General features: G+C 70.8%; 20 protein-coding genes. 7 read left to right on the top strand and 13 right to left on the bottom strand.

The genetic code is table 11. The features are described 5' to 3' along the window. Positions 1-69 precede the first annotated feature (69 nt). The 10 genes from ACIRA5_RS22900 to rsmH all read right to left on the bottom strand — a co-directional run bounded on the left by ACIRA5_RS22900 (position 70) and on the right by rsmH (position 12,670). On the bottom strand, positions 70-864 hold the full coding sequence (locus ACIRA5_RS22900) for a cell division protein FtsQ/DivIB (RefSeq protein ID WP_403693303.1): 795 nt from the start codon (positions 862-864) through the stop codon (positions 70-72). 25 nt (positions 865-889) lie between these two features. Further along, positions 890-1,981: an undecaprenyldiphospho-muramoylpentapeptide beta-N-acetylglucosaminyltransferase gene (gene murG / locus ACIRA5_RS22905; protein ID WP_054231490.1), complete on the bottom strand. Its 1,092-nt coding sequence runs from the start codon at positions 1,979-1,981 to the stop codon at positions 890-892. 6 nt (positions 1,982-1,987) lie between these two features. Then, positions 1,988-3,355, bottom strand: a complete 1,368-nt coding sequence (gene ftsW / locus ACIRA5_RS22910) for a putative lipid II flippase FtsW (RefSeq protein ID WP_403693304.1) — start codon at positions 3,353-3,355, stop codon at positions 1,988-1,990. A 119-nt stretch (positions 3,356-3,474) separates the two neighbouring features. Then, positions 3,475-4,899, bottom strand: a complete 1,425-nt coding sequence (gene murD, locus ACIRA5_RS22915) for a UDP-N-acetylmuramoyl-L-alanine--D-glutamate ligase (protein ID WP_403693306.1) — start codon at positions 4,897-4,899, stop codon at positions 3,475-3,477. Beyond that, positions 4,881-5,951, bottom strand: coding sequence for a phospho-N-acetylmuramoyl-pentapeptide-transferase (mraY, locus tag ACIRA5_RS22920; protein ID WP_177323990.1), 1,071 nt, complete (start codon positions 5,949-5,951; stop codon positions 4,881-4,883). Before mraY ends, murD begins: the two co-directional genes overlap by 19 nt. Next, positions 5,951-7,381, bottom strand: coding sequence for a UDP-N-acetylmuramoyl-tripeptide--D-alanyl-D-alanine ligase (gene murF, locus ACIRA5_RS22925; protein ID WP_403693308.1), 1,431 nt, complete (start codon positions 7,379-7,381; stop codon positions 5,951-5,953). The genes mraY and murF overlap by 1 nt, the downstream gene beginning before the upstream one ends. A 4-nt stretch (positions 7,382-7,385) precedes the next feature. Further along, positions 7,386-8,906 carry a UDP-N-acetylmuramoyl-L-alanyl-D-glutamate--2,6-diaminopimelate ligase gene (locus ACIRA5_RS22930; RefSeq protein WP_403693310.1) on the bottom strand — a complete coding sequence of 507 codons (1,521 nt, stop codon included), beginning with the start codon at positions 8,904-8,906 and terminating at the stop codon, positions 7,386-7,388. 227 nt (positions 8,907-9,133) lie between these two features. Continuing rightward, the gene (locus ACIRA5_RS22935) at positions 9,134-11,086 is read right to left on the bottom strand and encodes a peptidoglycan D,D-transpeptidase FtsI family protein (RefSeq protein WP_403693311.1); all 1,953 of its coding nucleotides are present in this window, start codon (positions 11,084-11,086) and stop codon (positions 9,134-9,136) included. A gap of 5 nt (positions 11,087-11,091) precedes the next feature. Beyond that, positions 11,092-11,646 carry a septum formation initiator family protein gene (locus ACIRA5_RS22940; RefSeq protein ID WP_403693313.1) on the bottom strand — a complete coding sequence of 185 codons (555 nt, stop codon included), beginning with the start codon at positions 11,644-11,646 and terminating at the stop codon, positions 11,092-11,094. Positions 11,647-11,668: 22 nt separating this feature from the next. After that, complete coding sequence (gene rsmH, locus ACIRA5_RS22945) at positions 11,669-12,670, bottom strand: 16S rRNA (cytosine(1402)-N(4))-methyltransferase RsmH (RefSeq protein WP_403693314.1); 1,002 nt, start codon at positions 12,668-12,670, stop codon at positions 11,669-11,671. 442 nt (positions 12,671-13,112) lie between these two features. Between rsmH and ACIRA5_RS22950 the strand changes: the two genes are divergently transcribed. The 4 genes from ACIRA5_RS22950 to ACIRA5_RS22965 all read left to right on the top strand — a co-directional run bounded on the left by ACIRA5_RS22950 (position 13,113) and on the right by ACIRA5_RS22965 (position 18,709). After that, positions 13,113-13,661, top strand: a complete 549-nt coding sequence (locus ACIRA5_RS22950; RefSeq protein ID WP_403693316.1) for a beta-class carbonic anhydrase — start codon at positions 13,113-13,115, stop codon at positions 13,659-13,661. A gap of 265 nt (positions 13,662-13,926) precedes the next feature. After that, complete coding sequence (locus ACIRA5_RS22955) at positions 13,927-14,964, top strand: MoxR family ATPase (RefSeq protein WP_351701162.1); 1,038 nt, start codon at positions 13,927-13,929, stop codon at positions 14,962-14,964. Then, complete coding sequence (locus ACIRA5_RS22960; RefSeq protein ID WP_403693317.1) at positions 14,964-16,325, top strand: DUF58 domain-containing protein; 1,362 nt, start codon at positions 14,964-14,966, stop codon at positions 16,323-16,325. Before ACIRA5_RS22955 ends, ACIRA5_RS22960 begins: the two co-directional genes overlap by 1 nt. After that, a complete protein-coding gene (locus ACIRA5_RS22965; RefSeq protein ID WP_403693319.1) occupies positions 16,322-18,709 on the top strand; it encodes a DUF3488 and DUF4129 domain-containing transglutaminase family protein in 2,388 nt (795 codons plus the stop codon). Before ACIRA5_RS22960 ends, ACIRA5_RS22965 begins: the two co-directional genes overlap by 4 nt. Before the next feature lie 312 nt (positions 18,710-19,021). On the opposite strand, the gene ACIRA5_RS22970 is transcribed toward ACIRA5_RS22965, so the two are convergent. The 3 genes from ACIRA5_RS22970 to ACIRA5_RS22980 form a co-directional block, all read right to left on the bottom strand. Continuing rightward, on the bottom strand, positions 19,022-19,417 hold the full coding sequence (locus ACIRA5_RS22970; protein ID WP_060902071.1) for a DUF3040 domain-containing protein: 396 nt from the start codon (positions 19,415-19,417) through the stop codon (positions 19,022-19,024). 275 nt (positions 19,418-19,692) lie between these two features. Next, on the bottom strand, positions 19,693-20,463 hold the full coding sequence (locus ACIRA5_RS22975) for a methyltransferase (protein WP_097284314.1): 771 nt from the start codon (positions 20,461-20,463) through the stop codon (positions 19,693-19,695). A 201-nt stretch (positions 20,464-20,664) separates the two neighbouring features. Then, entirely contained in the window at positions 20,665-21,249 is a 585-nt protein-coding gene (locus tag ACIRA5_RS22980) for an SAV_6107 family HEPN domain-containing protein (protein WP_403693321.1), read from the bottom strand. Positions 21,250-21,418: 169 nt separating this feature from the next. Between ACIRA5_RS22980 and ACIRA5_RS22985 the strand changes: the two genes are divergently transcribed. From ACIRA5_RS22985 to ACIRA5_RS22995, 3 genes are read left to right on the top strand one after another with little or no spacing between them, the layout of a single operon-like run. Beyond that, positions 21,419-22,198, top strand: coding sequence for an ATP-binding cassette domain-containing protein (locus ACIRA5_RS22985; RefSeq protein ID WP_403693323.1), 780 nt, complete (start codon positions 21,419-21,421; stop codon positions 22,196-22,198). Further along, entirely contained in the window at positions 22,170-24,254 is a 2,085-nt protein-coding gene (locus ACIRA5_RS22990) for a YhgE/Pip family protein (RefSeq protein WP_403693324.1), read from the top strand. The genes ACIRA5_RS22985 and ACIRA5_RS22990 overlap by 29 nt, the downstream gene beginning before the upstream one ends. A gap of 11 nt (positions 24,255-24,265) precedes the next feature. Continuing rightward, positions 24,266-24,892: a TetR/AcrR family transcriptional regulator gene (locus ACIRA5_RS22995; RefSeq protein WP_403693326.1), complete on the top strand. Its 627-nt coding sequence runs from the start codon at positions 24,266-24,268 to the stop codon at positions 24,890-24,892. Positions 24,893-25,110: the final 218 nt, after the last annotated feature.

Here is a 25,110-nt window from a genome sequence, read left to right on the forward strand (position 1 = left end):
TTTTCTTTTCACCCTATGTGATCAGCCGTAGCGCTGCCCAACCAGGGTGCTGGCCTGCGCTGATGTGCGTCAACTCCCCGATGACGCAGGGGCGATGGGGGCACTCACATCGAAGTGCCGGGCCCCTGGAGCTGCTTTCATGAGAGCGGTGAGCGTCCTGGCCTTGGCATGGCCCTTCTCGTCGCTCCCCCACTCGACGCTGCGTCCGCCGCTCAACTCCAGCGAGATCGAGTCGTACGAACGGACCTTGACGATCCGGGTGTCGCGACGGACAGCGGCCGGAATGTCCCCGGCCACCCCCACCGCATCGCGCACCAGCCGGTCGACCGGGAAGCGGCGCAGAACGGCCGCCCTGGACTTCGCAGGCACGGCCAATTCCAGTGTGGGCACACCCCTCGGGGCAGCCGAAACCGTCGCGAAACGCACACCCTTGGCGTCCACTTCGACGTACTTGCCGCCGTTTCCGGTGTTTTTGAGAATGAGTACCGGGGCGCGTTCGGTCACTTTCAGCCCGATTCCGTGCGGCCAGGAACGGACGACATCAACCGAGTCAATTCGGGGCAATTTCCGGCGCAATCGCGCCTCAATGGTGTCGGTATCGATGGAAATCAGCGGCGATCCGACCGACACATCGGCCGCGTCGCGCACTTGCCGGTCCGTCAGGACCCGCACCCCGGAGACCGACACCTTCTCGGCCCGCAGCCACGGCGAGCCGTAGAGCAGCCAGAGCACGGCCGCCGTCGCCAACACCACCGCGATCAAAAGGATGATGAGCATACGAAGGCGACGCAACCGCCTGAGGCGGGGCGAGCCGGACTCCAACTTCTGCCGTTCACCGCGCTCGGCGGTCGTCGGTCCGGCCACGCTCCCTGCCTTCCCTCATGCGGTCCTAGCGGTGGCGAGAGGCGATCGCCTCGTACACCATGCCGACGAGCAGGTCGTCGGCGTCCCGGCGGCCGAACTCGCTGGCGGCGCGGGACATCTCGTACAGCCGGTGCGGGTCGGCGAGCACGGGCAGCACGTTCTGCTGAACCCACGCAGGCGTCAGCTCCGCGTCGTCGACAAGGAGCCCGCCACCGGCCTTGACCACCGGCTGGGCGTTCAGCCGCTGTTCGCCGTTGCCGATGGGCAGCGGGACGTAGGCGGCCGGCAGCCCGACGGCGGAGAGTTCGGCGACGGTCATCGCGCCCGCGCGGCAGAGCATCATGTCGGCCGCCGCGTACGCGAGGTCCATCCGGTCCACGTACGGTACCGGGATGTACGGGGGCATTCCCGGCATCTGGTGGACCTGCGGCAGTTCGTTCTTCGGGCCGACCGCGTGCAGGATCTGGATACCGGCCTGCTGAAGGTAGGGAGCCGCCTGCTGGACGACCTCGTTGAGGCGCCGTGCGCCCTGGGAGCCGCCGGAAACCAGCAAGGTCGGCAGCGAGGGGTCGAGACCGAACGCGGCGCGCGCCTCGGGGCGTACGGCGGCCCGGTCGAGGGTGGCGATCGAGCGGCGCAGCGGGATACCGATGTAGCGGGCGCCGCGCAGCTTGTTGTCCGGGGTCGAGACGGCGACCTGCGCCGCGTACCGGGACCCGATCTTGTTGGCGAGGCCCGGCCGGGCGTTGGCCTCGTGGATCACGATCGGCACGCCGAGGCGCTTGGCCGCGAGGTAGGCGGGCAGCGCCACATAGCCACCGAAGCCGACGACCGCGTCCGCCTTGGTGCGCTCCAGGACCTGCTCGGCCGCCTTGATCGTGCCGCGCAGCCGCCCCGGGACGGTGATCAGCTCGGGTGTGGGCTTGCGGGGCAGCGGAACGGCGGGGATCAGCGCGAGTTCGTAGCCCCGCTCCGGTACGAGCCGGGTCTCAAGTCCGCGTTCCGTGCCCAGGGCCGTGATCCCCACGGTCGGGTCCTGCCTGCGCAGGGCGTCCGCGAGGGCGAGCGCGGGCTCGATGTGGCCGGCGGTCCCCCCGCCGGCGAGTACGACATGCACCGAAATTCACCGCTCTCCGGACGAACGCGCCGCCGAGGCACGCCGTCGCATCGTGTTCCATCTCCGAGGCCCCGCGGCCCCCGCGGAGCCTCTCACCGCAGCACGCTTTCTACCAAAGCGGGGTTGCCGCATCGCAAGCGCCGCCCGCGCAGCGGGCTCGTCGCGTGCGAAGGCGATCAGCAGCCCGATGGCGAACATGGTCGGCAGCAGGGCGGACCCTCCGTAGGAGAACAGCGGGAGCGGGACTCCGGCGATCGGCAGCAGACCGAGCACCGCACCGATGTTGATCACGGCCTGGGCCGTGATCCAGGTGGTCACGCCTCCCGCGGCATACCTCACGAAGGGGTCCTCCGTGCGTCCGGCCACGCGGATACCCGCATAGCCTAGAGCCGCGAAGAGGGCGAGCACCGACAGCGTCCCCGCGAGGCCGAGTTCCTCCCCGGTGATGGCGAAGATGAAGTCGGTGTGCGCTTCCGGGAGTTGTCCCCATTTTTCCACACTGGCACCGAGGCCGGAACCGAACAGTCCGCCGGAGGCCAGCGCGTAGATACCGTGCACGGCCTGCCAGCAGGTGTCGTTCGGGCCGGGTTCGGTGGCGCCGATGCAGGCGAGCCGGGACATCCGGTTGGGGCTCGTCTTGATCAGGATGAAACCGATGGTCACGGCGACCGCCAGCACGCCGCCGAACAGCCTCGTGGGCGCCCCGGCCAGCCACAGCAGTCCGAAGAGGATGGCGGTGAGGATGATCGCCGTGCCCATGTCGCCGCCGAGCATGATCAGCCCGAGCAGCAGGAAGGTGCCCGGGACGAGCGGCACCAGCATGTGCTTCCACTGCGCGAGCATGCCCTTGTCCTGCTTGCGGGCGAGCAGGTCGGCACCCCAGAGCACGAGCGCGAGCTTGCCGAACTCGCTGGGCTGGATCTGGAACGAGCCGCCGAGGGAGATCCAGTTCTGGTTGCCGTTGACCGCCATTCCTATCCCCGGGACCTGCACGAGGATCATCAGGAAGACCGCGCCGGCCAGGATCGGATACGCCAGCGCCCGGTGCAGTTTCACCGGTACCCGCATGGCGATCAGGAGCAGCACGGTGCCGATGGAGGCGGCGAGGAACTGTTTGCGGAAGAAGAACGACCCCGGCAGCGACAGCTGCAGCGCTGTGATCATCGAGGCCGAGTAGACCATCACGAGGCCCAGCACGGTGATCAACAGGCTGCTGCCGAAGATCAGATAGTACGCGGTGAGCGGACGGTCCCAGGCCTTGCGGGCGCGCAGGACGAGCAGGCGCAGGGGGTTGTCGCGCGGCGAACGGGGGCGTCCGGCGGGGCGCCGTGGGGCACGCTGGACGGGGGGACGGCCAGTACGGCTACCGACCATCACCGGCTCCGTCCGCCATGCCCCGGGAGGGCGTCCCACAGGGCGATGGAGGCCCCCACAATGGCGTCACGCGTCCCTCCCAAAGGTCCCGGCCGCGCCCGGACCGTCCGAGACCGCCGTCAGGCGCTCGCGCCGAGTTCGCGGACCGCCTCCGCGAACGCGTCCCCGCGCTTGTTGTAGTTGGCGAACATGTCCATGGAGGCACAGGCCGGCGCCAGCAACACCGTGTCGCCCTCGCGGGCGAGCCCCCGCGCCTCCCGAACCGCCGCGAGCATCGCCCCAGTGTCGGTCCGGTCGAGGTCGACCACGGGTACTTCCGGCGCGTGTCGCACAAGGGCTTCACGGATCAGAGCCCGATCCGCGCCGATGAGTACGACGCCCCGAAGTCGCTTGGCCGACTTGGCGACCAGCTCGTCGAAGGCCGCGCCCTTGGCGAGCCCGCCCGCGATCCACACGATCGACTCGTAGGCCGCCAAAGAGGCTTCCGCGGCATGCGTGTTGGTCGCCTTGGAGTCGTCGACGTACGCCACGCCGTCCACGTCGGCGACGAGCGCGATGCGGTGGGCGTCCGGCGTGAAGGCCCGCAGCCCGTCCCGTACGGCCGCGGCGGGCACCCCGAAGGCGCGTGCCAGGGCCGCCGCCGCAAGGGCGTTGGCGATGTTGTGCGGGGCGGGCGGGTTGACGTCGGAGACCTCGGCCAGTTCCTGGGCGTTCTTCTGCCGGTTCTCGACGAAGGCGCGGTCGACCAGGATGCCTTCCACGACGCCGAGTTGGGACGGTCCGGGGGTGCCGAGAGTGAAGCCGACCGCCCGGCAGCCCTCCTCGACGTCCGCCTCGCGCACCAGGTCCTCGGTGGCCTTGTCGGCGAGGTTGTAGACGCAGGCGACCCGATTGCCTTCGTAGATACGGCCCTTGTCGGCGGCGTACGCCTCCATGGAGCCGTGCCAGTCGAGGTGATCGGGTGCCAGGTTCAGCACGGCGGCCGAGTGCGCGCGCAGCGACGGCGCCCAGTGCAGCTGGTAGCTCGACAGCTCCACCGCCAGGACGTCGTACCGCTCCTCACCGAGGACCGCGTCCAGGAGCGAGACCCCGATGTTGCCGACGGCGGCCGTGCGCAGCCCGGCCGCCGTCAGGATCGAGGCGAGCATCTGCACGGTCGTGGTCTTGCCGTTGGTGCCGGTGACGGCCAGCCAGGGGGCCGCGTCGGGACCTCTCAGCCGCCAGGCCAGTTCGACGTCGCCCCAGACCGGGACGTCCGCCGCGGCGGCCGCGGCGAACAGCGGCTTGTCCGGCTTCCAGCCGGGCGCGGTGACGATGAGCTCGGTGCCCTCGGGCAGGGTGGCGCCGTCACCGAGGCGCACGGTGATCCCGAGCGCCTCCAGCTCCGCGGCCTGCGCCCGGGAGCGCTCGTCGTCGCCGTCGTTGACGACCGTGACGACGGCGCCGAGGCCGTGAAGCACCTTGGCCGCCGGGATGCCGGAGACGCCGAGCCCGGCGACGGTGACGTGCTTGCCCTGCCAGTCGGTCACTTCTTGGCTGCCCATCCTGCGTAGAAGAGCCCCAGACCCACAATGACGCACATGCCCTGGATGATCCAGAAGCGGACCACGACAAGGACTTCGGACCACCCCTTTAGTTCGAAGTGGTGCTGGAGTGGTGCCATGCGGAAGACGCGCCTGCCGGTGAGCCGGAAAGAGCCGACCTGGATGACGACCGACATGGTGATCAGGACGAAGAGGCCGCCCAGAAGTGCGACCAGCAGCTCCGTGCGGGAGCAGATCGCGAGGCCGGCGAGCGCGCCGCCGAGGGCCAGCGAGCCGGTGTCACCCATGAAGATCTTGGCGGGCGAGGTGTTCCACCACAGGAAGCCGAAGCAGGCTCCCATCAGGGCGGAGGCGACGACCGCGAGGTCGAGTGGATCTCGTACCTCGTAGCAGGCGGCCGGGTTGGTCAGGGTCTGCGCGTTGGCGCAGGACTCCTGGAACTGCCAGACACCGATGAAGGTGTACGCGCCGAAGACCATGGTCGCGGCGCCGGTGGCGAGACCGTCCAGACCGTCGGTCAGGTTCACGCCGTTCGACATGGCGAGAATCATGAACAGGGCCCAGACCACGAAGAGCACCGGGCCGATGGTCCAGCCGAAGTCCTCCACGAAGGAGAGCCTGGTGGAGGCCGGGGTGTTGCCGTGGTTGTCCGCGAACTGCAGCGCGAGGACCGCGAAGGAGATGCCGACGATCAGCTGACCGGCCATCTTCGCCTTGGCCCGCAGACCGAGCGAACGCCGCTTGACGATCTTGATGTAGTCGTCAAGGAAGCCGACCAGGCCCATGCCGGCCATCAGGCCGAGCACCAGCAGACCCGAGAAGGTCGGCGGCTTGCCCGTGATCACCTTGGACAGGAAGTACGCGATGATCGTCGCCAGGATGAAGGCGATACCACCCATGGTCGGAGTACCGCGCTTGCTGTGGTGCTCCTTCGGGCCGTCGTCGCGGATGTACTGCCCGTAGCCCTTGCGGGCCAGCAGCTTGATCAGCAGCGGGGTCCCGATCAGGGTCAGGAACAGACCAATGACTCCTGCGAACAGGATCTGGTTCATCATCGGGCCGCGACCTCACCCTCGGCACCGTCGTCGAGCAGCGCCTGCGCCACCCGTTCGAGCCCGACCGACCGGGACGCCTTCACGAGCACGACGTCCCCCGGGCGCAACTCGCTGCGCAACAGGTCGACAGCCGCCTGTGCGTCGGACACGTGCACCGACTCCTCACCCCACGAACCCTCGTTATATGCGCCCAGTTGGAGCCAGGAAGCTTCCCTGCCCCCGACCGCGACGAGCTTGCTGACGTTGAGTCGGACGGCGAGCCGCCCGACCGCGTCGTGCTCGGCGAGCGCCTCGTCCCCGAGCTCGGCCATCTGACCGAGCACCGCCCACGTCCGACCCCCTTGTGCCTGTGCGGCTTTGCCCATTGCCGCGAGCGCGCGCAGGGCGGCTCGCATGGACTCGGGGTTCGCGTTGTAGGCGTCGTTGACGACCGTCACGCCGTCCGGGCGCTCGGTGACCTCCATCCGCCAGCGGGAGAGGGAGCCCGCCTCGGAGAGCGCGAGGGCGATCTCGTCTGCGGACATGCCCAGCTCATGGGCGACGGCGGCCGCGGCGAGCGCGTTCGACACGTGATGCTCACCGTACAGGCGCATGGTCACATCGCTGCACCCGGAGGGTGTGTGAAGCCTGAATGCGGGCTGTCCAGCGTCCGTGAGACGGACGTTCTCGGCACGTACGTCCGCTTCGCCGGACTCTCCGAAGAGGATCACGCGCGCTTTCGTCCGGGACGCCATGGCCCGTACGAGGGGGTCGTCGGCGTTGAGGACGGCGACACCGCCCGCTTCCGACGGCGGAAGGCTCTCGACGAGCTCGCCCTTCGCCTGTGCAATCTGTTCGCGGCCGCCGAACTCACCGATGTGGGCGGTCCCGACGTTCAGAACGAGGCCGATCCTCGGTGGCGTGAGGTCCGTGAGGTAGCTGATGTGGCCGATGCCGCGGGCGCCCATCTCCAGGACGAGGAACCTGGTCTCCTCCGTGGCGCTCAGCGCGGTCAGCGGCAGCCCGATCTCGTTGTTGAGCGAGCCGGGCGTGAAGACGGTCGGCGCCTTGCTCCGCAGGACCTGGGCGATCAGGTCCTTGGTGCTGGTCTTGCCCGCGGAGCCGGTGAGGGCCACGAGGGTCGCGCCGAGGCGTTCGACGACGTGACGCGCGAGGGCGCCCAGGGCCGCCTGCACGTCCGCGACGACGATCGCGGGCACGCCGACGGGCCGGGAGGCCAGTACGGCGACCGCGCCCGCTGCGACGACGGCCTCGGCGAAGTCGTGGCCGTCCACGCGCTCGCCGACGAAGGCGACGAAGAGGCTGCCTGGCTCCACTTCACGGGAGTCTCTGACGACCGGTCCGGTGACCTGTACCGCCGGATCCGGTATGTCGTACGTCTGCCCGCCGACGACTGCTGCGATCTCGGCGAGAGAGAGGGCGATCACAAGTTCATCCCTGGGTCTTCTGGATAGCTTCGCGAAGCACCTGGCGGTCGTCGAAGGGACGCACCACCCCGGCGATGTCCTGGCCCTGCTCGTGGCCCTTGCCCGCGACCAGCACGGTGTCGCCGGGCCGCGCCCGGGCGACGGCGGCGGCGATGGCGGCGGCCCGGTCCTCGAAGACCTGGACCTCGCCACGCTCGTGCGCCGGCACCTCGGCGGCGCCCGCGAGCATCGTCGCGAGGATCGCGAGGGGGTCCTCCGAGCGGGGATTGTCCGATGTCAGTACGGCGGTGTCGGCGAGCCGCGCCGCGGCCGCGCCCATCGGCATCCGCTTGGTCTTGTCACGGTCGCCACCGCAGCCGAGCACGATGTGCAGCCTGCCCTCGGTGACCTTGCGCAGCGCGCGCAGGACCGATTCGACGGCATCCGTCTTGTGGGCGTAGTCGACGACCGCGAGGTAGGGCTGGCCCGCGTCCACGCGCTCCAGGCGGCCCGGCACGCCCGGGACCGCGGCGATGCCGTCGGCGGCGGTCTGCGGGTCGATCCCGGCGACGGCGAGGGCGACGATCGCGGCAAGGGTGTTCGCCACGTTGAAGGGGCCCGCGAGCGGCGACTTGGCGATGATCCGCTCGCCCTTGGGACCGACCGCGACGAACGCCGAGTCCATCGGGCCGACCTCGACCTCCTCGGCGCGCCAGTCGGCGTCCGGGTGTCCTTCGGCGGAGAAGGTGACGACGGGGACGGTGGCCTCCTCGGCCAGCCTGCGCCCGTACTCGTCGTCGAGGTTGACGACGCCGAGTTTGCTGCGTTGCGGTGTGAACAACTGCGCCTTGGCCCGGAAGTAGTCCTCCATGTCGGAGTGGAACTCCATGTGTTCCGGGCTGAGGTTGTTGAAGACGGCGATGTCGAAGACACAGCCGTCGACCCGCCCGAGGACCAGCGCGTGGCTGGAGACCTCCATCGCGACCGCGTCGACGCCGCGCTCGCGCATCACCGCGAACAGCGCCTGGAGGTCGGTTGCTTCGGGGGTGGTGCGCTCCGACTTGATGCGCTCCTCGCCGATGCGCATCTCCACGGTGCCGATCAGGCCGGTGGAGCGGAGCGTTTTCAGCCCGCCCTCGACGAGATAGGCCGTGGTGGTCTTGCCGGAGGTGCCGGTGATGCCGATCTGGAGCAGATCGCGTCCCGGGTGGCCGTAGATGGTGGCCGCGAGCTCGCCCATCAGGCCGCGCGGGTCGTCGACGACGAGGACCGGCAGCCCGGTGGCGGCGGCGCGCTCGGCGCCGGTCGGGTCGGTCAGCACGGCGACCGCGCCGAGACCGGCCGCCTGCGTCACGAAGTCGGCGCCGTGCAGGCGGGCGCCCGGCAGCGCGGCGTAGAGGTCTCCGGGGCGCACCGCGCGGGAGTCATGGGTGATGCCCGTGACCTCCGCACTCGACGCCGGGGCGGTGACACCCAGCTGATCGGCGAGCTCCGCGAGGGGTGTGGCGGAGTTCTGGACCGGTCGCGGCGGCCCCGGATATGTCACAGGAACGCCCTTCTGGGTGGTTTGGGACTGATCAGCGTGTGGCACGGCGGTGAGCGTACCGGGCGCACCCCCGCCGGAGCGAAGCGAGGGGCGTGGCGAGCCGTGGTTCCCGGAATCCGGGGTGATCGTTGTCACGAGCTGGTTCCTGGTCCGTTGTGCGTGCGGTCTTGTCCGGGTCCTGGCCGGACCCTGATCAAGTCCTGATCAGGGGATATGGCCGGAATCGATCACGGCGTGAAGGTCACGGGCAGATTGGCGGCCCCCGCTCCGGTGGGCGGGACCTGGAGGGTCTTGAGCGCGAACTCCATGACCTGCTTGTAGATGGGTCCGCAGATCTGGCCGCCGAAGTAGCTGCCCTTGGTGGCGTTCTGGATCGCGCAGTAGACGGTGATCCGGGGCTTGTCGGCGGGGGCGAATCCGGCGAACGACGAGGTGTAGCCGTGGTACTTGCCGGTGGCCGGATCCACGCGGTTGGCCGTACCCGTCTTGCCCGCGACCCGGTAGCCGGGGATACGCGCCTTGGCGCCGGTGCCCTGCTCGTCGTCCACGACGGACTCCAGCATCTGGGCGAGGGTCTTCGCCGTCTTCTCGCTCACGACCCTCGTCTTCTTCGGCTGGGCGGCCGGGGTGAACAGGCCGTCGGGCCCCTTCGTGCCGCGCACCAGCGTCGGCTCGACGCGTACACCGCCGTTGGCGATCGTCGAGTAGACGGAGGCCGCCTGCATCGCGTTGATCGACATGCCCTGGCCGAAAGGAATCGTGTACTGCTGGGAGGTCGACCACTTGTCGGCGGGCGCGAGGATGCCCTTCGTCTCGCCGGGGAAGCCGAGCCCGGTGTAGCTGCCGATGCCGAACTTGCGCAGATACGAATAGAGGACCTGGTTCGCCTCCTTCTGCGTCTTGCCGAGCTGGCCGGTCGCCAGGATGGTGCCGATGTTGCTGGACTTGGCGAGCACGCCGTTGAGCGTCAGGTTCCAGGTCGCGTGGTCGACGTCGTCCTGGAAGAGGCGGTCGCCGCGGTGCAGCCGGTTGGGCACGACCACGTGCGTCTCGGGCGTTGCGGCGTTCTCCTCCAGTACGGCTGCCATCGACATGACCTTGGCGGTGGAGCCGGGTTCGTACGCGTCCTGGAGGGCCGCGTTGCCCAGGGCCGCCGCGTTGGCCTGGGTGAGGTCGTTGGGGTCGAAGCCGGGCGAGTTCGCCATGGCGAGGATCTCGCCGCTGCGGGCGTCCTGCACGATCACGTACCCGCGGTCCGCCTGGGACGCCTTCACCTGCTGGGTGATGGCGTTCTGCGCGGCCCACTGGATGTCGCGGTTGATGGTCAGCTCGACGTCGGAGCCCGCCACGGCGGGGGTCTCCGTCGACCCCGCGGTCGGCACCTGACGGCCGCCGGACTGGGCGTAGCGGATCTTGCCGTCCTTGCCGGCGAGTTCCTTGTTCAGCTTCTGCTCGACTCCGCCGCCGCCCTTGCCGTCGGCGTTGACCCAGCCCAGTATCCCGGCGGCGAGATCGCCGTTCGGATACACGCGCTTGCTGGCCGGGACCGCGACGACGCCCGCGAGGAAGTTGACGGTGCTCTTGTCGGTCTCCGCCTTGACCGCGAGCGTGTTCCTCAGGTCCTTGATCTGCTTCCAGACCTGGGGGGTCTGGCGGTGCGCGAGCAGGGTGTAGCGGGTGTTCTTCGTACGGAGCTTCTTGGCGACGGTGTCCACGCCCTCGCCGAGGATCGGCCCGAGCAGTGCCGCGGCCTGCTCGGGCGCGTCCGTCACCTTCGTCGTGTCCTGCGTGAACATCGTGGGGTCGGCCGTGATGTCGTACGCGTCCACGCTCGTCGCGAGCTCCACGCCGTTGCGGTCCGTGATCCCGCCACGGGTGGCGGCCAGGGTGCGGCCGACATACCGGTTCTGCTCGGCCTTCGCGACGTAGGCGTTGGCGTCCACGGCCTGCACCTGGAGCAGGCGTACGACGAAGGCGATCATCACCAGCGTCAGGGTGAGGCTGACCATGCGCAGCCGGGGACGGGGGCTGCCCAGCCGCAGTGCCTGTGGGCCGCCGGGCCGGGACGCGCCCGGGCGGCGTGCGGGGCGGGCGCCGGGGCCCGGACGCAGCTGGCCGCCGGGGCGTACGGGCCTGGCGGGGCCGGGCACACGGCGGCGCGGCGGTTCCCTGTCGGACACTTCCGTCACCTGCCGGGGGTCGAGGAGGGCTGCGCGGACGGGGTGGGGGCGGGGGTCTGCGGGGTGGGGGTCAGCGGGGTGGCGGTGCCTGCGGAGGGGACGGCGGCCGCCGGGGCGCTGGTGGCCGGGGCCGTGGTCCGGGTGAGGGCGAGGACCTCGGGCGGGCGGACCACCGGGTTGCGTGCGGAGGACTGCTGGGCGGACGTTCCGGGAACGCCCTTGACGCTGCCGTCCGGGTTGAGGAAGGCCGGGTCGCCGCCGGGCACCATGCCCAGCTCGCGGGCGCGGCGCTGGAGGGCGTCGGGCGCGGAGTAGGTGTCCACGTCCCGCTGCAGCGCCTGCTCCTCGTCGGTGAGGCTCTTGGTGTCCCTCTGCAGGTCGTCCAGGTGGAACGAGCCCTCGCTCAGGGCGGAGTTCAGCACGAGGAGGCCGATCAGGCCGCCGCCGAGCAGGAGCACGACGAGCAGGACGAAGGGGGTACGGGCGGCATGTCCCCCGCCGGCGGGGAGAAGCCGGGCGAGCCGGGCGGCCCGCCCCCTGAGTTCGGGTTTCCTACTCACTCGGTCTCCCCCTCCTGGTGCCTCACTCGGCGTCCTCGCGGATGCGCTGAGCCCCGCGCAGTCGTGCGGGAGCCGCTCGCCGGTTCTCGGCGACCTCTTCCTCGGTGGGAAGTTCGGCACCGCGGGTGAGCAGCTTGAGCCGGGGCTGGTAGCGCTCGGGCACGACCGGCAGACCGGGCGGCGCGGTGGTGGCGGCCCCGGCCGCGAACACCTGCTTGACCAGCCGGTCCTCCAGCGAGTGGTACGACAGAACGGCGATCCGGCCGCCGACGGCGAGCGCCTTCACGGCCGCGGGAATCGCCCGCTCCAGGACGCTGAGCTCCCCGTTGACCTCGATGCGCAGGGCCTGGAAGGTGCGCTTGGCGGGGTTGCCGCCGGTGCGCTTGGCGGCCTGCGGCAGGGAGTCGCGGATCAGCTCGACGAGCCGCGCGCTGTTGCTGAAGGGTTCCTTCTCGCGTTCACGCACGACGGCGGAGACGATCCGCTTGGCCTGCTTCTCCTCGCCGTACGCGCGCAGGATCCGCACCAGTTCGCCCGGCGGGTAGGTGTTGAGCACCTCGGCCGCGCTGATGCCGGTCGTCTGGTCCATCCGCATGTCGAGCGGGGCGTCCTGGGCGTAGGCGAAGCCGCGGTCCGCCTCGTCGAGCTGCATGGAGGAGACGCCCAGGTCGAACAGGACGCCCTGGACACGGGGGATGCCGAGGCGGTCGAGCACCTCGGGCAGTTCGTCGTAGACCGCGTGCACGAGGGTGGCACGGTCACCGAAGGGGGCGAGCCGCTCTCCGGAGAGGCGCAGTGCCTCCTTGTCGCGGTCGAGGGCGACGAGACGGGCCTCGGGGAAATGGGTCAGCAGCGCCTCGCTGTGGCCGCCGAGTCCCAGGGTGCAGTCGACGACCACGGCGCCCGGCTCGGTGAGGGCCGGGGCCAACATGTCCAGGCACCGCTGGAGCATCACCGGGACGTGTCGGCTCTGTCCCTCCCGTCGCCCACCACCACCCGTATCCGAATGCGCTTCGCGCCCCATTGAATCTGGGCCCTCTCAGGTTCGGCGCGGCCACACGCACCGCCGGGTCCCCACCCGCTCCAGAAGGGGAGGCCTGCTGGCGCCGGTGAGTGGCGTCAGCCGACCGGGAGCGGGAGGAGGCCGAGCCGTACGTACGCGCCGCGCACGCGGGGGGAGACGCCGGAAAATCGCCGGGTCTCCAGGGGAAAGCAGTCCAGCAGGGAGAGCTTCGCCTCCCGCTTCGCGTCACTTTAGTCCACGGTGTCTCGCGGTCAATCAACCGGCATGCGCGTCGCGGACCGCTCCTCCACGAACCCCCGGTCGAAGCGGTGAATCAGCAAAAATCACCTATCCAGGCGATCTCTAAACCCTCATGTGGGTTACCTCACAACAAGACACGATGACGTTCTTTGTCCCTTCTCACAGCAGGACTACTTCGTACCTGACCAGTAACGTCATAGCTATGACGACTTCTGCATCCGTACCCACAGAGCCCGAAGACGCCATAATCACGGGCGGCGGCGTCACCGACCGTCTCGTCGAGGCGAACCAGCAGTACGCGGGCGCGTTCACCGATCCCGGGATGGACGCACGCCCCGTGCTGCACGTCGCGGTGGTCGCGTGCATGGACGCCCGGCTCGACCTGCACGCCGCGCTCGGCCTGGAGCTGGGCGACTGTCACACCATCCGCAACGCGGGCGGCGTCGTCACCGACGACGTGATCCGCTCCCTCACCATCAGCCAGCGGGCGCTCGGCACCCGCAGCGTCGTTCTCATCCACCACACCGGCTGCGGCCTGGAGTCCCTCACCGAGGACTTCCGGCACGACCTGGAGATGGAGGTCGGCCAGCGCCCCGCCTGGGCGGTCGAAGCCTTCCGGGACGTCGAACAGGACGTACGGCAGTCGATGCAGCGCGTGCGCACCTCACCGTTCCTCCTGCACACGAACGACGTGCGCGGCTTCGTCTTCGACGTGACGACGGGTCTGCTGCGCGAGATCGACCCCGCCTGAACGCTCCCACCGGGCCCCTCGTAAAACTTCCTGGGGCCCTCGTGGGACCCTCACCTCACGAAAAAGCCCCGACCCACCGGCGCCCAAAGAGTCGCAAGACCTGACATATCGCAGCCAGTTATCCACAGGCGAGTGACACGAACCGGTAACGGCAACAAGAATGCGGTTGTGGCGTCACGCGGAACTTCTCGCGCGTGGTGTCCGTGATTCGGGGTGGGCCGGTCCGCACAGGGCGTCGGCCCGAGAACGGGCCGAGGAGGGCCGGGTGACGACCTATGACGATCGAGCGAGCCTTACAGATCTGACCGCCACTGTGGAGCGTGTCCGCAGTTCGGTGGAAGGAGTGATCGAAGGCAAGCCTGAGGTCGTACGGCTTTCGCTGACCGTGCTGCTCGCCGAGGGACATCTTCTGATCGAGGATGTCCCGGGCGTCGGCAAGACCATGCTGGCCAAGGCATTGGCGCGGTCCATCGACTGCTCGGTGCGGCGTATCCAGTTCACGCCCGACCTGCTGCCCTCGGACATCACGGGTGTGTCCATCTGGGACCAGCAGCGCCGGGACTTCGAGTTCAAACCGGGTGCGATCTTCGCGCAGATCGTGATCGGCGACGAGATCAACCGCGCCTCCCCCAAGACGCAGTCCGCGCTCCTGGAGTCGATGGAGGAGCGCCAGGTCACCATCGACGGGCAGACCTACGAACTGCCCAGCCCCTTCATGGTGGTGGCCACGCAGAACCCGGTCGAGATGGAGGGCACCTACCCACTGCCGGAGGCCCAGCGCGACCGCTTCATGGCCCGCGTCTCCATCGGCTACCCCAGTGCGGAGGCCGAGCTCCAGATGCTGGACGTCCACGGCGGGGTCTCCCCGCTGGACGACCTCCAGCCGGTGGCGCACGCGCACGAGATCGTGAAGCTGATCGACGCGGTCCGCACGGTCCACGTCGCGGAGACGGTCCGGCGGTACGCGGTGGATCTGGTCGCCGCCACGCGCACCCACCCCGACCTCAGACTCGGCGCCTCGCCGCGTGCCACGCTGCATCTGCTGCGCGCGGCGAAGGCCTCCGCGGCGCTCAGCGGCCGGGAGTACGCGCTGCCGGACGACATCCAGGCACTCGCCGTGGCGGTCCTGGCCCACCGTCTGCTCCCCACGGCCCAGGCGCAGTTGAACCGTCGTACGGCCGAGCAGGTCGTCCAGGAGATCCTTCAGCAGACCGCCGTTCCCGCGGCACCCCAGCAGCAGCCGGGCTTCACGATGGGCCGCGGCGCGCCCGCGTACGGCCAGCAGCCGCCCCGGAGGCTGTGATGACGCCCGGGGGGACCGGCGACGCCGAGGAGGACAAGGGCGGGCTGCGCACCGCGCTCACCGGTCTCACCACCCGCGGGCGCTCCTTCCTGGCCGCCGGCATCGCGGCCGCGATCTGCGCGTACGTCCTGGGGCAGAGCGATCTGCTCCGGGTCGGCCTGCTCCTCGCGGTCCTGCCGCTGGTCTGCGCGACGGTGCTGTACCGCACGCGCTACCGGGTCGCGGGCAGCCGCAGGCTCTCCCCCGGGCGGGTGCCGGCCGGTTCCGAGGCCCGCGTCCATCTGCGGATGGACAACGTCTCGCGGCTGCCCACCGGCCTGCTGATGCTCCAGGACCGGGTGCCCTACGTGCTCGGCCCGCGGCCCCGGTTCGTCCTGGACCGGGTGGAGGCGGGCGGGCGGCGCGAGGTGTCCTACCGGGTCCGCTCCGACCTGCGCGGCCGCTATCCGCTGGGTCCGCTGCAACTGCGTCTGACGGACCCGTTCGGGATGTGCGAACTGACCCGCTCCTTCTCGACATACGACACCCTGACGGTCATCCCGCGCGTGGAACCGCTGCCGCCGGTACGGCTGAGCGGTGAGGCGAAGGGGTACGGCGACGGGCGGCAGCGCTCGCTGGCGCTGGCCGGCGAGGACGACATCATCCCGCGCGGCTACCGCTACGGCGACGACCTGCGCCGGGTGCACTGGCGCCTGACCGCGCGCTACGGCGAACTGATGGTCCGTCGCGAGGAACAGCCGCAGCGCTCCCGCTGCACGGTGCTGCTCGACACCCGGGGCATCGCCTACGAGGGCGCCGGCCCGGACTCCGCCTTCGAGTGGGCGGTGTCCGGCACGGCGTCGACGCTGGTGCACATGCTGGAGCGGGGCTTCTCGGTGCGGCTGCTGACGGACGACGGCAACTCGGTGCCCGGCGAGGGCGCCGACGGCTTCGCGGGCGCGAGCCAGGAATCGGCGGACGCGGCCGGACTGATGATGGACACGCTCGCGGTCATCGACCACTCGGACGGCGCCGGGCTCTCCAGGGCCTACGACGTCCTGCGTGGGGGCAACGAAGGGCTGCTGATCGCCTTTCTCGGCGACCTCGACGAGGAGCAGGCGACGGTGCTCGCCAAAATGCGCCAGCGCAGCGGCGGGGCCGTCGCCTTCCTGCTGGACAGCGAGACCTGGGTGCGGGAACCGACCGACATCCCCGGCCCGTTGGACAGGAGCGAGGACCGACTGCGCATGCTGCGCGAGGCGGGCTGGACCGCCGTGACGGTGCCACGGGGGGCGGAACTCGCCGACCTGTGGCGGCAGGCGGACCAGCAGCGCACAGGTGCCGCCTCGACGGGGAGTACGGCAGGGGGTGGGCGATCATGAGCGGGCGGGCTCGGCTGACGCTGTATTCGGCGACGGCCACACTGATGGCGGCGTGCGCGCTGCTGCCGCTGGTCAAGCCGGCGACGTGGTTCCTCCAGGCGGTGTTCCTGCTGGCCCTGCAGTCCGGTGTGGGCGCGCTGACCCGGCGGGTTCCGCTGGCCCGGCCGCTGACGGTGGCGGCGCAGACGCTGGTGACGCTGATGCTGCTGACGCTGGCCTTCGCTCAGCAGCAGGCGCTCCTCGGCTTCGTCCCGGGTCCGGAGGCCTTCCGGCATCTCGGCGATCTGCTCCAGGCGGGCACGGACGACGTCGGGCGGTACGCGATTCCGGCGCCGCTGTCCGACGGCATCCGCCTGATGCTGATCGGCGGTGTCCTGGTGATCGGGCTCGCGGTGGACACGCTCGCCGTGACGTTCCGCAGCGCGGCCCCCGCCGGACTCCCCCTGCTCGCGCTGTACTCGGTCGCCGCGGGACTGTCGGGCGGCGGCTGGGCCTGGCTGTGGTTCCTGCTCGCGGCCACGGGCTATCTGATGCTGCTCCTGGCGGAGGGCCGCGACCGGCTCTCCCAGTGGGGCCGGGTCTTCGGCGGCGCGCCCCGCTCACAGGGGCTGGACGCCTCCTCGGGCACGGTCGCACCGGTCCGCACGGGGCGGCGCATCGGCGTGGTCGCGCTGGGCGTCGCCCTGGCCGTGCCGCTCGCCCTGCCCACCCTCGGCGGCGGTCTGCTGGGCGGCGCGGGGGCGGGCGTCGGCTCGGGTTCCGGAGGCGGCACGATCTCCGCGGTGAACCCGCTGGTCTCGCTCCGCGACAGCCTGAACGTGGACGAGGACCGCCAGGTCATGTCCTACCGCACCAACACCGAAGACACTCAGGACATGTATCTGCGGATCGTGTCCCTGGACGACTTCGACGGCACGGCGTGGAAGCCGGCCCAGCGACACATCCAGGACGTGCCGGACACGTTCCCGACGCCGATCGGCCTCGGGGCCGATGTCCAGCGCAGCGAGATCCAGACCCGCATCTCGGCGGCCGACTGGTACGCGCAGGACTGGCTGCCCATGCCGTACCCGGTCAGCAAGGTGAACATCAGCGGCAGTTGGCGGTACGAGCCGGTCGGGCGCACGCTCGTCGGTGACCACGGTCAGAACACGCGCGGCGTGCAGTACGAGGTGACGAGCCTGATCGTGCAGCCGACCGCGGAGCAGCTGGCGAACGCGCCGGAGCCGTCGAAGGCCCTGAAGCGCGAGTTCACCAAGGTGCCGTCGTCGCTGCCCGCGGTGGTGGCCGACACCGCGCGCAAGGTCACCGCGGGCTCGACGAACCACTACGAGCAGGCGGTCAAACTCCAGGACTACTTCGCGGTGAACGGCGGGTTCACCTACAACACCCAGGTACAGGTGGGCAGTGGCTCGGCCGCGATCGCGCGCTTCCTGAAGGACAAGCAGGGCTTCTGCGTCCACTTCTCCTTCGCGATGGCCTCGATGGCCCGGACGTTGGGGATTCCGGCCCGGGTCGCGGTGGGCTTCACGCCCGGCTCCCCGCAGTCCGACGGTTCGATGTCGGTGGGGCTGCGGGACGCGCACGCCTGGCCCGAGCTGTACTTCGAAGGGGTGGGCTGGACCCGCTTCGAGCCGACCCCGAACCGGGGCTCGGTGCCGGAGTACACCCAGACGGACACGCCCGGGTCGGACTCGCCGACGGTGCCGAAGCCGTCCACGTCGACGTCCGCGGCGCCGTCCACCGCTCCCTCGGCCAGCGGCAACTGCCTGGCCGAGCAGAAGAAGCTGGAGGCGTGCCCGAGCCAGTCCGCGCTGGCCACGGTGGGCTCGAAGGACGACGGCACTCCGTGGTTGCAGATCCTGGGGTACACACTGGCCGGACTCCTGCTACTGGTCGTACCGCTGCTGCCGATGCTGTGGCGGATGCGGCTCCGGTCCGTGCGGCTGGGTGCGCACGGCCGCAGTGAGGCGGACGCGCCCGCGTACACGCTGGCGACCTGGCTGGAGGTGACCGACACGGCGTGGGACTACGGAATCGTGCCGGACGAGTCCCAGACACCACGCAAGGCCGCGGCGCGGATCGTGCGGCTCGGGCTCCTCGAAGCCGAGGCGTCAGAGGCGGTGCACCGGCTGGCCGCGGCGGTCGAGCAGGTGCTGTACGCCCCGCGCCCCCGGCTGACGGCGGGGCTCGCGGAGGACGCCCGTCGTGTCACGGACGCCCTCGGCGCCCGGGCGAGCCGCACGGCCCGCCTGCGCGCCCTGCTCGCGCCCCGCTCAGCCGTCCGGGTGGCCTGGGCGGCGTCGGCCTACTGGGCGGCTGTGTCGGCCCGGCTGGCGGCGCGCAGAGAGTCCTTGCTGCGACGTCCTTCGGGGCAGAACAGCTGACGTCGCGTTGAACCATGTGGCCCGTGTCCCCGGTCGGGGGCACGGGCCACATGTGGTGGGTGCGCGACCGGAACGGAGGCCGCCGGTGGCGATCCGCCGGCACCGGCCGGCGTCCCCCAGGCGAAGGTTCGGTTCTCGTCGGCGTCACGCAGGCGCTTCACATCGGCGCGTCACGTCAGCGCTTCACATCGGCGCGAGCGGGACGCCCTGTCGGGGTACGACTGAGGGGGTGTCCCACCCGGGCCGGGTGGGACACCCCCTCACGCGTTGTCTTCGACTGCGGGCGCCCGCAGGGCTACTGACCCCGCGGGGCTACTGCCCCTGCTCGTCTCGGCGTCGCTGCCAGCGTTGTTCGATGCGGTCCATCATGGAGCGGCGCTGTCGGCCCTGGTGACGCGTGGCGGGTGCGCCGGGCGCGGCCGGCTGCTCACCCGGCTTGGGAGCCTTGCGCCAACCGGTGACGGCGAGCACCGCACAGCCCAGCATGACGAGAAAACCCACCACGCTGACCCAGATCTGCTTCGAGACCATTCCGGCCATGAGGAGCGCGATACCCACCAGAAAGCCCGCGACCGCCTGGTAGACCCGTCGCCGGGTGTACGTACGCAGCCCGCTTCCCTCAAGCGCTGTCGCGAACTTGGGATCTTCGGCGTACAGCGCTCGCTCCATCTGCTCGAGCATTCGCTGCTCGTGCTCCGAGAGCGGCACGGCGTCCTCCTCATCGTGCAGTCGCCGGGGCGACCGGGGGTCCCCTTCAGGATAGGCAGGGAATCGCCCCCGTGAAACCCGCCCCTCTGCGCCAATTCGCCAACCGGAACCCGCCATGGCACCCCGATTCACTGAGGCGTGCATTCCCCAGCAACCGGCCCGTCATGCCGGACGGTCTCCCTCGATCATACGGCGCCGAGCGCCCGATCGGGTGGCCTGTGGCGTACTCCATCTGCCGCCCCGCCCCTGATCAGGGGCGGGGCGTGAGTGGCGACTCAACCCTCATCGGCCCCCTGCGCCTCACCGAGCACATGAAGCTGCGTGGCCACGGAGTGGAACGCGGGGAGTTCGGCGGCCGCCGCCTCGAGCTTCAGAAGGGCTTCCACGGCACCCGGCTCGGTGTCCACGAGGACGCCGGGGACCAGGTCCGCGAAGACCCGTACACCGTGCACGGCGCCGACGCGCAGACCCGCGCCCTCGACGAGCGCGGTGAGCTGGTCGGCGGTGAAACGGTGGGGTACGGGATCGCCCTCGCCCCAGCGTCCGTCCGGGTCGTCGAGCGCCTGTTTGGCCTCCTTGAAGTGGCCGGCGAGGGCACGGGCGAGCACGGCGCCGCCCAGGCCCGCCGCGAGAAGGCTGAGAACGCCCTCCGGGCGCAACGCGTCCACCACGTTGCGCACGCCGTCGGCGGGGTCGTCCACGTACTCCAGGACCCCGTGGCACAGCACGACGTCGTAGCCACCGCGCTCGACGACGTCGAAGAGGCCGTGGGCGTCGCCCTGGACACCCTTGACACGGTCGGCGACCCCGGCCTCGGCGGCCCGGCGCTCCAGCGCGAACAGCGCGTTCGGGCTGGGGTCGACGACGGTGACACGGTGGCCGAGGCGGGCCACGGGCACCGCGAAGTTGCCGCTGCCGCCTCCGGTGTCGAGGACGTCCAGGGACTCCCGCCCGGTGGCCTTGACCCGGCGGTCGAGAGCGTCCTTGAGGACCTCCCAGACCACGGCGGTACGGAGAGAAGCGCGAGGGCGCGTCGGGTCCGGCACGGCAGTTGACTCCTCGGAGCGGCACCGCCTCTTGCGCGGCGGAGCGATCGGGGGGCCTCCCGGCAGGAGGCTTCAGGCGCCTCCACCCTATTGCCTCCACCGTCGGACCCGACCCTCCGTCTCACCCGGCGGATCACGCGTCGGATCAGGCATTGGATCAGGCATTGGATCAGGCATCGGATCGCGCGGCGGATCGTGGGGTCAGCTCGCGTCCGGGACCTCCCTGTCTTCCCTGTACTCCCTGACCTCCCCGTCTCCGTCCCCCTCCGCCTCTCCGTCGCGACGGGGCTGGGGCAGTACGGGTTGCAGCACCAGCATCCGCTCGACGAGGCGCAGGAACATCGCCACGTCACGTATCAGGTCGTCGGCGTCGCGGGTGCCGGCCGCGCCCCGGATACCTGCCTCGGCGCGGGCGCGCCGGTCGGCTCCGGAGGCGAACAGGGCGCTCCACTCGGTGAGTTCGGGTGCGATCTCGGGAAGCACTTCCCAGGCGCTCCGGATGCGGGCGCGGCGTCGGGGTGTGGGCTCCGGGCGGCCCCGGGCGGCGAGGACGGCGGCGGCGGTGCGCAGGGCCGCCAAGTGGGCCGTCGCGTAGCGCTCATTGGGTGTTTCCAGGGCGGTCGCCTCGTCGAGGCCGGCGCGGGCCTGGGCGAGCAGGTCGAGGGCGGCGGGTGGGGCCGTGGCCCGGCGGAGCACGGGGTGTACGTCGCTCGCCGGGCCGGTCAGTGAGGGGGCAGGGCCGGTGGCGCGGCGCCGGTGGGCGGCTGCTGCGGAAGAGGTGGCCATGACGAACCTCCTGTCGTCTGTGTGACGGCACTGTGGCCGTATGTGCCCATCGTGAGGTATCCCACTGACAATCCGTTCTGACCTGGGCCTTTGCTTCGATCGAAGGTTCGGGTTAGTTTTTGCACTGACCAGTCAGTTCAAAAATGTTCGTTCAGGGGATGGGGACGCTGTGGACGGTCCGCTCGGACTCGGTGTCACGGCCAGGGACTTCGGACTCGAGGGCCCTCGCGGCTGGGCGTTCCGCGGGGTCGGTGTCGATACGGGGCCCGGGTCGCTGATCGCGGTCGCGGGGCCGTCCGGCTCGGGCCGTACGTGCCTGCTGCTCGCGCTCACGGGCCGGATGCGGTCCACCGAGGGGACGGCCACCGTGGGCGGGGCCACGCTGCCGCGGCAGATGGCCGCGGTGCGCCGCGCGAGCGCGCTGGCCCATGTCCCGGGTGTCACCGACCTGGACCCCGCCCTGACCGTCGGGGAGCACCTGCTCGAACGGGCGCTGCTGCAGCGGCGGTTCGGGACGCCCCTGAAGGACTCCCTGCGCGGACCGCTGCGTCCGCGAACCGAGCGGGCGGCCGAGGGGAAGCTGCGGATCGACTCCGCGCTGGCCGCCGCCGGGCTGGACCGGGAGGCCCTGCCCAAGGGCTCCCGGACCGCCGTACGCGACCTGGAGCGGCTCGAAGCCCTGCGGCTGTCCGTCGCGTTGGCCCTCGTCGGCCGCCCGGGGCTGCTCGGCGTCGACGACACCGACCTCAAGTTGTCGGATGCCGAACGGGCCGAGATCTGGGCCCTGTTGACGTCGATCGCCCAGTCGGGCACCACGGTCGTGGCGGTGTGCGGCGAGGCTCCCGACGGAGCCGTCCGCGTGTCCACCCGCCCGACCGACACCGATCACACCAGCGAGACCGACGACAAGGAGACGGCCGATGCGCTCACCGAGACTGGCCGTTCTTGAGCTCAGGCGCTTCAGCCGGGGCAAACTCCCGCGCGCCGCGCTGGCCGCGCTCCTGTTGCTGCCACTGCTGTACGGCGCCCTCTACCTGTGGTCGTTCTGGGACCCGTACGGCCGGCTGGATCGCATTCCCGTGGCGCTCGTGAACGACGACAAGGGGGCGAGCGTCGCGGGCAGGAAGCTCTCGGCGGGCGCGGACATCACCAAGGGGCTGCGCGACAGCGACACCTTCGAGTGGCACGAGGTGAGCGCGGCCGAGGCACGCCGGGGGGTCGAGGACGGCACGTACTACCTGTCGCTGACCATGCCGTCCGACTTCAGCCGGAGGATCGCCTCCAGCTCCGGACAGGCTCCGGAGACGGGTGCCCTCCAGGTGCGTACGAACGACGCGAACAACTACATCGTCGGGCAGATCTCACGGACGGTGTTCGGCGAGGTGCGCACGGCGGCGTCCACGAAGGCCTCCCGGTCGTTCCTGGACAAGATCTTCATCTCGTTCTCGGACATCCACGGGGCGACCGAGAAGGCCGCCAAGGGAGCCGACAAACTCAGCGGTGGCATCGGCAGGGCCCGGAAGGGCTCCGAGGACCTCGCCGACGGCCTGAAGGACGCCAAGGAAGGCAGTGGCAAGCTCTCCGGGGGCCTGCGGAAGCTCGACAAGGGCGCCGGCGACCTGGCGGACGGCTCGCGGCAGGTCGCCGACGGCACGGGGGCGCTGGCCGACAAGGTCAACGGGGTCGCGGACAAGGTGGGCCCCTTCCTGAAGGACAACGAGAAGTCGATCGGCGACACCGCCCGGCTCGTCGCCGACTCCGCCGCGGGGATCCGCCACAACCTCGACACGCTGGTGAAGACGGCCCCGGCCGCCGCCAAGGGCGCCCATACGGCGTCCGACGCGCTGAGCGCCGTCTACAGGGCACGCTGCGAGACCCTGCCGTTGCCCGACGCCGCGTGCCCCGACCTGAAGAAGGCCCGGCAGGCGGCCGCGGACGTGGCCGAGGTCGCCGACGACGTGAACACGCTCATCGGCGACCAGAACGGCGATCTCGACCGGCTCGACAAGAACCTGGGCACCCTGCAGAAGCAGGCCCAGGCCCTCGCCGACCGCTCGCCGCACCTCTCCGAAGACCTCACCGACGCCGTCTCCAAGGTCAACAAGCTGAACGAGGGCGCCGAGAAGGTCGCCGCGGGGGCCAAGAAGCTGCGCACGGGGCTCGGCACGGCCAAGACCGGCGCGGCGGACCTCGACACGGGTGTCGGCGAGCTGAAGACGGGCGCGAGCACCCTCGACGAGGGCATGTACAAGCTCGTCGGCGGCTCGGGGCAGCTCGCCGGCGGACTGCACGACGGCGCCGGGCAGATCCCCGACTACGACCGGCAGGACCGCGACCTGCGCACCCAGGTCATGGCCGACCCGGTGAAGCTCGCCTCCAAGGACCTGCACAAGGCGCCCAACTACGGCACCGGCTTCGCCCCGTACTTCATCCCGCTGTCCCTGTGGGTGGGCGCGATGGTGGCGTACATGCTGATCCAGCCGCTGAACCGGCGCGCGCTCGCGGTGGGTGCCTCGGCCTGGCGCATCGCGCTGGCGGGCTGGCTGCCAGTGGCCGCCCTGGGCGTGCTCCAGACGGTGGCCCTGATGTCCGTACTGCACTGGGCGATCGGCCTGGAGATGGTGCGGGCGGCCGGGACGGTCGGCTTCCTGTGCCTGGTGACGGCGTGCTTCGCGGCGCTCGTGCAGTGGCTGAACGCACGCTTCGGAGCGGCGGGCCGGATTCTCGTCCTCGCCCTCCTGATGCTCCAGCTGACCTCGGCGGGCGGCACGTACCCCGTGCAGACCAGTCCGGGTTTCTTCAACGCGATCCACCCCTTCTTGCCGATGAGTTACGTCGTCGAGGCCCTCCGCAGGCTCATCACGGGCGGCGGTCTCGGACCGGTCTGGCAGGCGTGCGCCGTCCTCGCGGCGTTCACCGCGGGCGCGCTCGCGCTCACCGCCCTGTCGGCACACCGCAAGCAGGTGTGGACCCTCGACCGTCTGCACCCCGAGCTGAGCCTGTGACAATCAGGGCCATGGAACGCAGCAGCACCACGGCAGGTGGCGGCCGTCGCGAGGCGACCCGGCAGAAGCTCTACGAGGCGGCGGTCACCCTCATCGCGGAACAGGGGTTCTCCGCCACCACCGTGGACGAGATCGCCGAGCGGGCCGGGGTCGCGAAAGGCACGGTCTACTACAACTTCGCGAGCAAGTCCGTCCTCTTCGAGGAGTTGCTGCGGCACGGCGTGGGACTCCTCACCGCCTCCTTGCGGGAGGCCGCGGAGCGCACCGAGCGGGACGGCGGCACCAAGGTCGACGCGCTGGACGCGATGATCAGGGCCGGGCTCGCCTTCATCAACCGCTACCCGGCCTTCACCCAGCTCTACGTGGCCGAGCTGTGGCGCACCAACCGGGCCTGGCAGTCCACGCTCATGGTGGTCCGGCAGGAGGCGGTCGCGGTCGTCGAGGACGTGCTGCGCGAAGGGGTGGCGAACGGCGAGCTCAGCGACGAGATCGACGTTCCGCTGACGGCCGCCGCGCTGGTCGGGATGGTCCTGGTGGCCGCCCTGGACTGGCAGGCCTTCCAACCGGAGCGTTCCCTGGACGACGTCCACGCGGCGCTGTCACGGCTGCTCCAGGGCCGCGTGAGCGGCAATCGGTGAGCTGACAGGGCTCGGTACGGATACGGGGCACGGGGGGGGGGGGGGGGGGGGGGGGGGGGGGGGGGGGGGGCGGGCCCCCCCCCCCCCCCCCCCCCCGGGGGGGGGGGGGGGGGTGGGGGGGGGGGGGGCGAGAAACATCCGGGCCGTCGCCCCTGCGGCCTACGCCCAGAGCTGGCCCTGGAGGGTTTCGATGGCTTCTTCTGTGGTCGCGGCGGTGT

The sequence above is a fragment of the Streptomyces sp. NPDC096311 genome (assembly GCF_044763085.1).
GTDB lineage: Bacteria > Actinomycetota > Actinomycetes > Streptomycetales > Streptomycetaceae > Streptomyces.